Source organism: Pseudomonas sp. GW823-FHT02F05, assembly GCF_058797315.1.
In genome coordinates, this window is sequence record NZ_JBXAJM010000015.1 from 1 (window position 1) to 12,063 (window position 12,063).

Below are 12,063 nucleotides of genomic sequence, written 5' to 3' on the forward strand. Positions count from 1 at the left end.
CCCCCCCCCCCCCCCCCCCCCCCCCCCCCCCCCCCCCCCCCCCCCCCCCCCCCCCCCCCCCCCCCCCCCCCCGCTCCTACAGGGTTAGGAAGCTCCAGATTGCAGTGGCTTTTAGAGGGCGATGGGTTTGCGGCCTGCGAACGAGTGCGCCAGGGTGCCGCCGTCCACCAATTCCAGCTCGCCCCCCAACGGTACGCCATGGGCGATCCGTGAAGTAATCAAACCTTTATTGGTCAGCAACTGGGCGATGTAGTGCGCGGTGGCTTCACCTTCCACCGTCGGGTTGGTTGCCAGGATCACTTCGGTAAAGGTGCCCTGCTCTTCGATTCGCGCCACCAGTTGTGGAATACCGATGGCTTCCGGCCCCAAACCGTCGAGCGGCGACAGGTGGCCCTTGAGCACAAAGTAACGCCCGCGGTAACCGGTTTGCTCCACGGCGTACACATCCATCGGCCCTTCCACCACGCACAGCAACGTGTCGTCGCGACGCGGGTCGGCGCATTGCGGGCAGAGTTCTTCTTCGGTGAGGGTGCGGCACTGGCGGCAGTGGCCCACGCCCTCCATGGCCTGGCTCAGGGCCTGGGCCAGGCGAGTGCCGCCGCTGCGGTCACGCTCCAGCAGTTGCAGCGCCATGCGCTGGGCAGTTTTCTGGCCAACGCCGGGCAAGGTGCGCAAGGCGTCGATCAGTTGGCGAATCAGGGGGCTGAAGCTCATGGGCGAAGGGTCCGACAAAACAACGAGACGCGGTTTATACCCGCGCCCCGGATTAGCGTCAAATACTCAATCCTGCGCGACGCGCACCACCAACTTGCCGAAGTTGCGCCCTTCGAGCAGGCCGATAAAGGCTTCGGGCGCCTGCTCCAGGCCGTCGACCACGTCCTCGCGGAACTTGATCTTGCCCTCGCGCACCCAAGGCGCCATGGCACTGAGGAACTCCGGCTGGCGGTCGCCGTAGTCATCGAACACGATAAAGCCCTGGATGCGCACCCGCTTGGTCAGCAAGGTGCGTTGCAGGGCCGGCAAACGGTCAGGGCCGCTGGGCGCTTCATGGGTGTTATAGCCGGCAATCAACCCGCACAGCGGCACGCGCGCTTTGGGGTTGAGCAAAGGCAGCACGGCATCGAAGACTTTACCGCCGACGTTTTCGAAGTAAATGTCCACGCCTTTGAAACAGGCCAGGGCCAGCTCATGGGCAAAATCTTCGCTCTTGTGGTCGATACAGGCGTCAAAGCCCAACTCATCCACCACGTAGCGGCACTTGTCTGCGCCACCGGCAATGCCCACCACGCGCAAGCCCTTGAGCTTGGCCACTTGGCCCACCACCGACCCCACTGCGCCAGACGCAGCCGCCACCACCAGGGTTTCCCCGGCCTTGGGCTGGCCGATATCCATCAAGCCCATATAGGCCGTCATGCCCGGCATACCCAGTACGCCCAAGGCCATCGACGGACTCGGCAACCCCTTGGGCAGCGGGATCAGGTTATGGCCTTCGCAAATGCAGTGGCTTTGCCAGCCGGTGGCGCCGACCACCAGGTCGCCCACTTCGAATTTCGGGTTGCGCGATTGCTCGACACGGCTGACAGCCCCACCGGTCATCACCTCGCCGATTTCCACGGGCGCGGCGTAGGACGGCGCGTCACTCATGCGTCCACGCATGTAAGGGTCCAGGGACAGGTACAGGGTCTTGAGCAACACCTGACCGTCTGCCAGGTCCGGCAGGCTCACACGTTCCAGGCGAAAGTTTTCCGGCGTGGGTGCGCCTTGAGGGCGTGAGACCAGAACGATGCGTTGGTTGAGCGTCATTTCTTGAGGCATCAGCGGGGCTCCTTTATCGGTGAGTGGTTTCAACGGTATAGGGTGCAGACCATCGGTGAAGGCCTGGGGTTCGATGTTTCGACCGGCCAAAAAAAATGCCAGGCGCGATGCCTGGCATTTGAGTCTAGCTAAAACCTGTATCAGAACGGCAGTTTCATGCCCGGTGGCAGTTGCATACCAGCGGTCACGCCGGACATTTTGTCCTGGCTGTTGGCTTCGATCTTGCGCACAGCGTCGTTGACGGCTGCGGCGAACAGCGCTTCGAGCATTTCCAGGTCATCTTCACCCACGCCTGGCAATACGCTTGGGTCGATGCTGACACGCTTGATGTCGTGACGACCGGTCATCACCACGCTGACCATATCGCCACCGGCTTTACCGGTGACTTCGGCGTTGGCCAGCTCTTCCTGCATCTTGGCCATTTTTTCCTGCATCTGCTGCGCCTGCTTCATCAGGCCGGCCATGCCACCTTTCATCATGGGAATCACCTCAAAAGTACGTGGATCAATGAGTAGCCCGGTGTCATGACGCTTGGGGCACCGGGGCTTCGACAGGTTCAATAGTATCGTGGCGGACGACCGCACCGAACTGTTGCATCATTTGTTGGATAAGCGGATCTGCGTGGATCGAGTCCTCGGCCTCGCGCTGGCGGTTAAGGCGCCGACGGGTCGCTGCCTGGGCCGGGGTTTCCTGCTCGGGCTTGATCAGCTCGATGGCGATGGTCAGCGTGCGCCCATGGTACTGGTTGAGCGCATCGTTGAGCCGACGCTGCTGGGTGGCGTTGAACAAGGCGCTATGGGCCGGGTCCAGGTGCAGCAGCCAGTGGTCGCCTTCGATGGAAATCAGGGTGCAGTTGGCGGCGATACTGCCGGTCATGCCGGAGATCGGCAATTTCGGAAACAATTCCAGCCATTGCAGGGCCAGGCCGGTAGCCGGGGCCGCGGCAGGTTCTGCCTCGGGCTCGGGCGCAGGTTCCGCGGTGTGCTCACTGGCCAAATCGTCCAGGTAGCTGTAGGCCGAATCCATGTCCGGCTCGATGTAGTCTTCGTCCAGCGGCGGTTCGTCGTCCAGGTCAATGCCGGGAGTGGCCGCGTCGACCTGGGCGACCGTCGGTTCAGGAACGGGGGCCGATACCCACTCAGGGGCATCCGGCACCACGCTGTCCGGAGTCGGCGCAGGCATCGGCGTCAGCTCGGGTTGCTCGCCGGTGGTTTCCAGCACGGGCTCCACGGCGGGCTGTTGCTCGGGCTCTACTTGCGCTTCGACCGGGTCATTCCAAGGCAAGTCGACCACGGGCTCGGGCTCGATGACCGGCTCGGGCTCGACCACCGGTGCGACGGCAACCGGCGCAGGTTCGGGCTCAGGTGCCGGCGCAACCGGCTCAGGCACAGCAACCGCAGGCGCAGTAACTACTGGCGCGACAACGGCCGCGCCAGCCACTGGTTTGGCGGAATCAACTGTGGCCTGGCTGATCCCCACTGGCTTTAGCGGCTGTCTCGGTGCGTCTGCCGAATCTGCCGGCCGGAATGCCAGCATGCGCAGCAGCACCATTTCAAAGCCACCCCGAGGGTCGGGTGCCAGGGGCAGGTCGCGGCGACCGATGAGGCCCATCTGGTAGTAGAACTGTACGTCTTCGGCCGGCAAGGCCTGGGCCAGGGCCAATACGCGATCTCGGTCGCCATGGCCGTTGTCCACGCCTTCCGGCAGGGCCTGGGCGATGGCGACGCGATGCAATACGTTGAGGATTTCCGAAAGCACGCCATTCCAGTCCGGGCCTTGCTCCGACAGGTGGCGCACCGCTTCGAGCAACGCCTTGGCGTCTCCTTCGATCAGCGCGTGGAGCACGTCGAACACCTGGCCGTGGTCCAGGGTACCGAGCATGGCGCGCACGTCGGCGGCCATGACCTTGCCTTCACCAAACGCGATGGCCTGGTCGGTGAGGCTCATGGCATCGCGCATCGAACCATCAGCGGCGCGGCCCAGCAACCACAGCGCGTCATCTTCGAACGGTACGTTCTCGACACCCAGCACATGGGTCAAATGCTCGACCACACGCTCGGGGGTCATGTTTTTCAGGGAGAACTGCAGGCACCGCGACAAAATCGTTGCCGGAAGTTTCTGCGGGTCGGTGGTGGCCAGGATGAACTTGACGTAGGGCGGCGGCTCTTCCAGGGTTTTCAACAAGGCGTTGAAGGAGTGGCTGGACAGCATGTGCACTTCGTCGATCAGGTAGACCTTGAAGCGGCCACGGCTCGGCGCGTACTGCACGTTGTCCAGCAGCTCGCGGGTGTCTTCGACCTTGGTTCGGCTCGCGGCATCGATCTCGATCAGGTCGACGAAACGCCCCTCGTCGATCTCACGGCACACCGAACAGGAGCCACAAGGCGTCGAGGTAATACCGGTTTCACAATTCAGGCACTTGGCGATGATGCGCGCAATCGTGGTCTTGCCCACCCCACGCGTACCGGTGAACAGGTAGGCGTGGTGCAGCCGTTGGCTGTCCAAGGCATTGATCAGAGCCTTGAGCACATGGGTCTGGCCGACCATTTCGCGGAACGAGCGCGGGCGCCATTTACGTGCAAGAACCTGATAACTCATCGAAAACCGTCGCAACTGGGAAGCAGAAGCCGGTAATGCTAGCGGAGCAAGGGGGAAATTGCATCCGGCACGCTCGTCTAATCTGACGAAGCTTGTTCGATTGGCCTCCCGGAGGGTACCTGCGGGCGTTTTGCTGGCACCTTGGAGCGCCAATGCCCTTCCAGACTGATAGCGGCGACACTTGCCAGCACGATCACCGCGCCCAGCATCACCTGCAGGGTGACGTGTTCGCCAAGCAGCGTGGCGGCCATCAGCATGGCAACCGGTGGAATCAGGTACATCGCCACCGACGCACGACTGACCTCGACGTGCTTCAACACGTAACCCCAGGCCAGATAGGCCAAGGCACTGGGAAAAATGCCCAGCACCAGCACGGCAAGATTCTCCACCATCGGTGCCTGCACGATGGCGACGGGCAGGCCCGGCAGGTTCACGCACAGCATCAGGGTGCCGGACCACACCATGTAGCACGCCATCGTCAACGGGCTGTAGCGATGGGCGTAATGTCGCTGAATGGCGAAGTACACACTCCATGAGCAGGCCGCCAACAAGATCAGCAAACCCCGTGGGTTGATATCGCCTATGCCCCGGTCGCCCCAGATCACCACCACTACGCCGGCCAACCCCAACAGCACGCAGCCCCAGCGCCAGGCGCTGACCTGCTCCTTCAAGCACAAAAACGCAATCAACACACTGAACAACGGCGCCGACTGTGCCAACACACTCGACGCAGCCGCCGTCACCCATTGCTGCCCGTAATTGAGACTGGTGTGGTGCAGGAACACCCCGAAAAAGCCCAGCACCAACAACCACGGCAGGTCGCGCAATGGTGGCCGTCCAATTCCCACCACCGAGGCCACGCCGCCCATGAATACCGACGCGATCAAAAACCGCAGCAGCGCCAATTGGCCGGGGCTGTAACTGTGCAGCCCCATGTGTACGCCGATGGGGGAATACGCCCAACAGAGGATGACGCTGGCAATGACTAGCGTAAGCTTCAAAGGTGACGGAGTATTCATCGACAGCATCCACGCAAAAGGAATGCTGCCAGTCTTGGCCCAGGCCAGGCATAGGACAATTAAGCGTTTCTGACTTCTGAAATCATTGGAACTGAGCAATGGAACTGGCCCAACTGAAAATGGTGCGAGCCGTGGCGCAAACCGGCAGCGTGGCCCAGGCTGCGCTGCAATTGCACTGCGTGCCGTCCAATATCACCACGCGCATCAAGCAGCTGGAAAGCGAGTTGGGCACACCGCTGTTTATCCGTGCTGGCCGAGGGCTGGCGATCAGCGCCGCGGGAGAGATCTTCCTGGATTACTGCGAACGTATCCTGGCCTTGGTGGATGAATCCAAACGTGCCGTGGATGCCAGCGCCATTCCCCGTGGCACCTTGCGCATCGGTGCGGTGGAATCCAGCGCCAGCGGGCGCTTGCCGCCGCTACTGGCGGAATACCACCGGCGTTATCCCGATGTCAGCCTGGAACTGGTCACCGGTGCCTGGGCGCAACTGCTGGACGACCTGCAGCACCACCGCCTGGATGTGGCGCTGGTGGCTGCCGGCGGCAAACGCACGAAGCTGGAACAGAGCGTGGTCTACAGCGAGCGCCTGGTGCTGATCGCCAGCGCGTGCAGCGCACCTATCAACAGTGCCGAGGACCTGGCCGGCCGAACCCTGCTGGTGTGGCCGCCGGGCTGCCCTTATCGCGCCGCCCTGGAAAACTGGCTCAAGCCCCATGACATCAAGCCAGCAATCGCCAGCTACGCCAGTTGGGGCACGATCATCGGATGCGTGAGCGCGGGGATTGGCGTGGCGTTGGCGCCCGAGGGGATCCTGGCGCGCTATGAACAGGCCAATCAGCTGGCATCGTATCGCTTTGAAGCACTGGCGCCCGTGGACAACCTGTTGTTCTGGCACACGGACACCCAGCGGCACCTGGCGCGAGATGCGTTTGCCGGGCTACTGCGCGAGACCTTTGGCTGACACAGTCCTAAATGTGCGACGAAAATCGCCCTGATACCAAGTAGGAGCGAGCTTGCTCGCGAAAAACTAACAAGCGCCGCGTTTATTCAGGAGGCACGCGTTATCGTTGACGTTTTTCGCGAGCAAGCTCGCTCCTACAATTCAGGGCTTCGGCGCAGCCAACCGTGCGTACTGGCCCTGGCTGATCCAGCCCGTGAACGAACGGTCATCAGCGTTGATGAATTCCACCTGCGCCCAACCGTCCTTGAACGCCAGTACGCCCACCACGTCATGCTTGACGATGTAGGGCCGCTTTGCCGCTTTGGCGCCCGGCGTTTTCAGCAAGTAAGCCTTGTCGGCAGACACCGTCACCAAGCCGATCCATTGTTTGCTGGCGGTCTGGCTCAGCTCCAGGCCGGTGGCGATTTCCGGCATCAGCACATTGATGCAGCCGGGGTGTTGACGGCCCTGCGCCACGGTCAGGGTCACCCCGTCGGACGCCGCTGCCACCCTGCCTGGGTAGGCAGCGTCCAGCCAGGTGGTGAGCGCTTCGGGCTTGCCTTGCAAGTAGAACGTGCAACCACGGGCCACACCCTCGCCCATCGACTCCTGGTAGAAACCCTCCACCTGATGCCCCGGCGTCACCGCCAGCATCAGCCCTTCATATTTGCCTGAATGCAACGCCGCCGAGCCGGCCAACGCAGGCGCCACGGCGCACCACGACAACACTCCCATCGCCAGATAACGAATCATCTTATTTCTTCCCTTCAAAGGCTTCGTAGGCTTGTTTCATCAGGACGTCATAGTTGCCGTAATCATCGCCGTTATAGTTTCGGGCCATGGCGGTAAAATCCTTGTTTTTCATGGCACTCAATAATGCCGAGTTGTGGCTGCAAAGGCTGAGATAGGCTTTGAGTTGGTTACCGGCATTGATCTTTAATGACGCCACGAACTCAAACACCGTCTTGAATCCGCACGCAGCAAAATTGAACCCCATGATTTGAAACATGCCCCAGGAGGCCGACATCAAGGCCGCTTCCTGGTCCAGCGCAAAGGCAGTGGCCATGGTCTCCCAGGCCTTGACCTGATCCTTGTTGTTCGTCTGCCATTGCGGGCCGGCTTTTTTCTTGTAGATATACGACAGCAACGGCTGCGACTGGTCGTAGATGTGCTTGGTGTACTTGCGAAAGTGGTGCCCTTCAAAAGCGATGATCGGCAACTTGGCCGGCCCAAACCCCACTTTCCCGCCCGACTCCACCGTGGCGAACGCCTTGACCACATTCACCGAAATGCCGTTGCCCAATTGCTTGGCGGCGTTCTGGAAATCCGTGTCGCTCAATGTCGTCCCGCCATCGCAGGTGGACTGCATCATCAACTGCCGGTTACGCCGCTCGGCCTCGATCACCGCACGCACGCGGTCCAGGTACACATTGACCGTGGCCTGTACCGCATCGACGTTGTTATTGCCGAAAATGTTGAGAAACGTCGGAATGCGCGTATTGGGAAAAGCCCGCACCGGTACCTTCAGCGCCTCTTCGATCAGACTGTTGAACGTCCGCCCGGTGGGGTCGATCACGCCATCGGGATGGGCGTACTTGAGATGGCGAAACTGATACTGGCTGATGCATTGCACCAACTGGCCGTCGCACTTGCCGTTTTCCAGCAAGGCAAACCCCATCTTGGGAATGATCAAATTGAATAAATACTGGATGCACTGAACATCGGCGGGCAAGTTGCGGGCTTTGCCGGGCGTCCCTACCGACGCGCTGATAAGACGAGGCAACCCTTGCAGGCTTTTCATGACAGACATCCTTGTGAGTGAAAGAAGCGATAGCACTTCAATATCAAATCCACGCCCCTGTCATATTCTGAAACAAGTGGCCGGCGCAAGCTAACAAGGCGGTCTGCGGATTGTCCAGAGGACGTTATGAAAGTTGTGAAACAGCCGGATTAAATCCGTCAGTAACCGTGGGGTTCACGGGTCTTTTGATACTTGTGGTAGTCGAGCCACTCGACCACATCGTAGGGCAGATACAACTGCACCCTGGCCCGTGAAATCGCGATATACACCGCACAGAGTCGTTGATCGAACGCGTAGGCGTCCTGGAACTTCACATTGGTCAACAGTTCCGGGGTAAGCAATACCCGGTCGAACTCCATGCCGCCCGCATCCTGCGCCAGCATCAACAGGACGCGCTCGTCCGGATGGCCAATCAACCTGTTCAAACGCGTGACATCCGCCACGTTAAAACCTTTTTCCAGCTCGGCCTCGACCCACAGAAACGCCTCATCGAACTGACAGGCTTCGCGCACCTGCTGCCAATCGGCCATGTCGCTGAAAAACGCATGGGGGCCGAGGTCATTGAACTCATTGCTATAGAAATCGGGTTTGAACAACGCGATGACCGTGTCCATGAAATGCTTGAGCGACTGCTGGGCCTCTTTGCTCGCGAGGCCGAACGCACAGCGGGCGTGGCTCAACTGGATCGCCCACTGCATGGTGTCCCAATGGGAAGCGGTCAACACCACGCAACCTTGCGGGGGTACGAAACCCTGCGGATAAAACTCAATGCCGACATCGGCATCGCGCGCGCCCTCGAAAAGCGATTTGCTTTTTTCCGAGTGCAAGCTGATCAACGGGTTGACCAGGCGCTCGACATTGCGCCCGGAACGCACGGAGTAGCACACGTCGGTATGGCGAACCTCACGGGCACGCTTGACCACGCCGCCACTGGCCTGCTGATATTCATCCCCCAAAGTGATCAGCACGTGGCGCCCGCGCTCGATGATTTGCAACAGCGGCGCCGGGATGTCCTGGCTCTCATCGATGAGCACGTGGGTATAGCGCTCGGGCACCACGCAGCCTGCAAGGCTGGCGCGCTTGATCATCAACAAGGCTTCAAACCCGGTATGCCGGCCCCAGGCCGGGTTCGCCTCAAGGTAGCCCCACAACCGGCTGGCATATTCGAGCAGCACCCTGGCATCGACGCCGGCGAGCGGTTGCTTGAAATGCGGCAAATGCTGGGCCGACAAGCTGTACTCCCAGGAGCGGCAGTAGGCCTCAAGCACCTTGAGGCACACCTCCACCACCGCTTGCCCTTCCAGGCGGCGGAAACCAAAGATATTCAGTTCTTGAGCGAGCGCCTGCTTGGTCGGCACCCTCACCGGCGTATTCAGCGGCTTTGGCCTGGGGCCATGCAATAGAGCATGGGCGAAGTCCTGAAAGGTATGCCCGGCCTTACGCTCCCGCGCTCCCACCATGCGCGCACGCAGGGTTTCGAGTTTTGCCGGGGTGCGTGCCAGCAGCAAGGTCTTTTCCGGGCGCAGGTGCTCCAGCAAAGCCACCAGCAGGTGACTCTTGCCAATGCCTGCGTAGCCTTGCACATGCAGGTCTTCGTTCAGGTTGGCACGGAAGGTTCTGAGCAGTTTGTCTTGCTCGGCGCTCAACCAGCGCTCGCGATGCCTGGGCGTGATCACCTGCTGGCTGAACGGATCATTGGCCTTGAGGTGGCGGACTTTATATTCGACATCCCATTTGCCACTGGGCAACAGGTAGTCCCGCGCCTGTACTTCCTCCTCCAACAGAAAGCGCAGCTTCAGGCTTTTGACCACATTGAGGCCGAAGTACAGCTTCCTCTGATCGAACAGCCGCTGCGCTTCAGAGAGCAGGGACACACTGGCCGAATGGCTGGCATCGACTGCCCAGTCAATCAGTTTGGCCAACACTTTTTCAGCACCATTGGCGCTCAGGTCGCTTTCCGGCACCTGCGCCAGGTTCTGGATCACCAGCACCGCCGCCAATTGCGGCTCACTCAGGGCTACAAGCGCATCGAAACCCTCGCCGCCCAACAAACCCGCACAGGTGTGCTCGGTGATCGGCAAGAATACGGGGCTGGATAAGTCGAAATGTTCCGAGTGCATAGAGCCTCGTAGCCTGGGGAAGAGACGCTTGGGAGTATGCCACTAGACGCGAAATGACCGTCATGCACTGTGCAGGAAGCATCACATATGACTGGCTGAAAATAACTTGAGTTTCAGAAGGGACTGCAGGAGGGAGCGTTATGGAGGCAACCCCACCAGCCACACCCCGGCACACAATGTTCCCGCTGTGGCTGCTGCCTTCCGGCTCTGACCAGGTTCACGGGTAATCGTTGCGGGGGGACCGATGGGGTCACCATAACGACGCTGCCTCTCGGCAAGCCGCGCCATTGTACCCATCTCATCGGAAGTTACAACCGTTGGTTCCGGATTAAAAAATGAGAAGGCTCAAGCACTTGCCATAACCCCATCGGCCCTGCCGCCCTCTTCCTGGATGACCAAGTGAATAAAGTGCAGCTTGGCAATCACCGCGGGCGGCAGCACGAAGGGGTAGAAATCCGGCTGGCCCATGGCGCGGGACAGTTCGTTGAGCATGCCGGCCAGTTCGATCCAGGCATTGACGAAGGAAAGGAATGCCGGGCCTCCAGGGTGTTGCGGGTCGTAGAGCGTGGTCAGGGGGAATGGCTGGTAATCCAGGTCCATCTCGCGGGCGCTCATACCAAAGCCCAGGGCCGTGTCCACGGCGTCCATCATGTGCAAGTAGTGGGCCCAGGTTTCGGCCCAGTCTTCCCAGGGGTGCATGGTGGCGTAGGCGCTCACGCAGGTGAGTTGCCAGTCCGGGCGCGGGCCGTTCTGGTAGTGCCGGTCGAGGGCCTCGGCATAACTGGCACGTTCATCGCCGAACAGGTTGCGAAAAGGTGTGAGCCAGTGACTGTTGGCGATCAGGCGATCCCAGTAGTAATGGCCGACTTCATGGCGAAAATGGCCAAGCAAGGTCCGGTATGGCTCGCGCATCTGTACACGGACTTTTTCGCGGTGGGCGTCATCGGCTTCCTTGATGTCCAGGGTGATCAGCCCATTGGCGTGGCCAGTGGTGGGCGCGTTGCCTTCCAGGTCGATACCGATAAAGTCGAAGGCCAGGCCAGTCTCTTCGTCAACGCTCTTGGGCACCACTTGCAGGCCCAGGCTGATCAGTTGCGCCACCAAGCGGCGCTTGGCGGTTTCGACCTTGCGCCAGCGTTCGGGGTTTTCCGCAATTGATAGGTCAGGAATGGTGCGGTTCAGGCTACAGGCCACGCACAACGGCGCGGTGCTGTGGGCAGGAATCAGCCAGTTGCACGCAGCCGGTGAGTCGAGGTTGGCGCAGCGCCGAAAAGCGCCAGCATCAAGATTGTCGTCGGCCAGCCAAGTACCGACCACCGGCCCAGGTTGCAAGGACGACAGGCGGCTTTGCTGCGGCTGGTAGCCCAATGCCGCCTGGCAGGCCAGGCACTGGCTGTTGCGAAAGAACAGCGACTGGCCACACCGGCATTGCCACACCTTGCTGTTGCGCGAGGTTTCGGCCATGAACGGAGCGGCGATGCGCGTGCTGAGTTGCTCGAAGTAGCGGAACATGGCGATCTCTCCCTGGGTGACAGAGACTAGATCATTTCTCGCTCGGGATCGTTCAACTGCTCCCTGTAGGAGCGAGCTTGCTCGCGAAGATCGTTAACGATAACGCAGGCTGCCTGGTTCACAGCGGCGCCCTCCGGTTCTTCGCGAGCAAGCTCGCTCCTACAGTGTTGAGAGATCGTTCCCACGCTCCGCGTGGGAATGCCGCCTTGGACGCTCTGCATCTGCGCGAAGGCCGTGACGCGGAGTGTCACAGGATG

Annotated in this window: 10 protein-coding genes, 1 other RNA gene and 1 pseudogene; 2 read left to right on the forward strand and 10 right to left on the reverse strand. The window is 60.8% G+C overall.

Annotated features, from left to right (window positions below; translation table 11 throughout):
• Window positions 1-111: 111 nt before the first annotated feature.
• The 5 genes from recR to AC1RAC_RS18255 form a co-directional block, all read right to left on the reverse strand.
• Complete coding sequence (gene recR, locus AC1RAC_RS18235; RefSeq protein ID WP_014719453.1) at window positions 112-714, reverse strand: recombination mediator RecR; 603 nt, start codon at window positions 712-714, stop codon at window positions 112-114.
• A gap of 66 nt (window positions 715-780) precedes the next feature.
• Window positions 781-1,815 (reverse strand): NADPH-dependent curcumin/dihydrocurcumin reductase, encoded by a 1,035-nt coding sequence (gene curA / locus AC1RAC_RS18240; protein ID WP_034128391.1) that lies wholly within the window; start codon window positions 1,813-1,815, stop codon window positions 781-783.
• Window positions 1,816-1,955: 140 nt separating this feature from the next.
• Window positions 1,956-2,294: a YbaB/EbfC family nucleoid-associated protein gene (locus tag AC1RAC_RS18245; RefSeq protein WP_003193199.1), complete on the reverse strand. Its 339-nt coding sequence runs from the start codon at window positions 2,292-2,294 to the stop codon at window positions 1,956-1,958.
• Between the two features lie 43 nt (window positions 2,295-2,337).
• Complete coding sequence (dnaX, locus tag AC1RAC_RS18250) at window positions 2,338-4,413, reverse strand: DNA polymerase III subunit gamma/tau (RefSeq protein ID WP_034128390.1); 2,076 nt, start codon at window positions 4,411-4,413, stop codon at window positions 2,338-2,340.
• Window positions 4,414-4,490: 77 nt separating this feature from the next.
• Window positions 4,491-5,432, reverse strand: a complete 942-nt coding sequence (locus tag AC1RAC_RS18255; RefSeq protein ID WP_181124892.1) for a DMT family transporter — start codon at window positions 5,430-5,432, stop codon at window positions 4,491-4,493.
• 98 nt (window positions 5,433-5,530) lie between these two features.
• Between AC1RAC_RS18255 and AC1RAC_RS18260 the strand changes: the two genes are divergently transcribed.
• Window positions 5,531-6,394, forward strand: a complete 864-nt coding sequence (locus AC1RAC_RS18260) for a LysR family transcriptional regulator (protein WP_060772981.1) — start codon at window positions 5,531-5,533, stop codon at window positions 6,392-6,394.
• Window positions 6,395-6,535: 141 nt separating this feature from the next.
• Here AC1RAC_RS18260 and AC1RAC_RS18265 read toward each other — a convergent pair whose 3' ends face one another.
• The 5 genes from AC1RAC_RS18265 to AC1RAC_RS18285 form a co-directional block, all read right to left on the reverse strand.
• The gene (locus AC1RAC_RS18265) at window positions 6,536-7,126 is read right to left on the reverse strand and encodes a hypothetical protein (protein WP_089041915.1); all 591 of its coding nucleotides are present in this window, start codon (window positions 7,124-7,126) and stop codon (window positions 6,536-6,538) included.
• Window position 7,127: 1 nt separating this feature from the next.
• Window positions 7,128-8,174, reverse strand: coding sequence for an N-acetylmuramidase family protein (locus tag AC1RAC_RS18270; protein WP_034128386.1), 1,047 nt, complete (start codon window positions 8,172-8,174; stop codon window positions 7,128-7,130).
• 158 nt (window positions 8,175-8,332) lie between these two features.
• Window positions 8,333-10,294 (reverse strand): hypothetical protein, encoded by a 1,962-nt coding sequence (locus AC1RAC_RS18275; RefSeq protein ID WP_492616872.1) that lies wholly within the window; start codon window positions 10,292-10,294, stop codon window positions 8,333-8,335.
• 150 nt (window positions 10,295-10,444) lie between these two features.
• Window positions 10,445-10,541: signal recognition particle sRNA small type (gene ffs / locus AC1RAC_RS18280), an RNA gene on the reverse strand.
• Window positions 10,542-10,639: 98 nt separating this feature from the next.
• Window positions 10,640-11,806 (reverse strand): zinc-binding metallopeptidase family protein, encoded by a 1,167-nt coding sequence (locus tag AC1RAC_RS18285; RefSeq protein WP_236281957.1) that lies wholly within the window; start codon window positions 11,804-11,806, stop codon window positions 10,640-10,642.
• A gap of 47 nt (window positions 11,807-11,853) precedes the next feature.
• On the opposite strand from AC1RAC_RS18285, the pseudogene AC1RAC_RS18290 reads away from it, so the two are divergent.
• Window positions 11,854-11,973 (forward strand): annotated as a pseudogene (locus AC1RAC_RS18290) (outer membrane lipoprotein carrier protein LolA); the annotation flags it as partial.
• Between the last annotated feature and the right edge of the window lie 90 nt (window positions 11,974-12,063).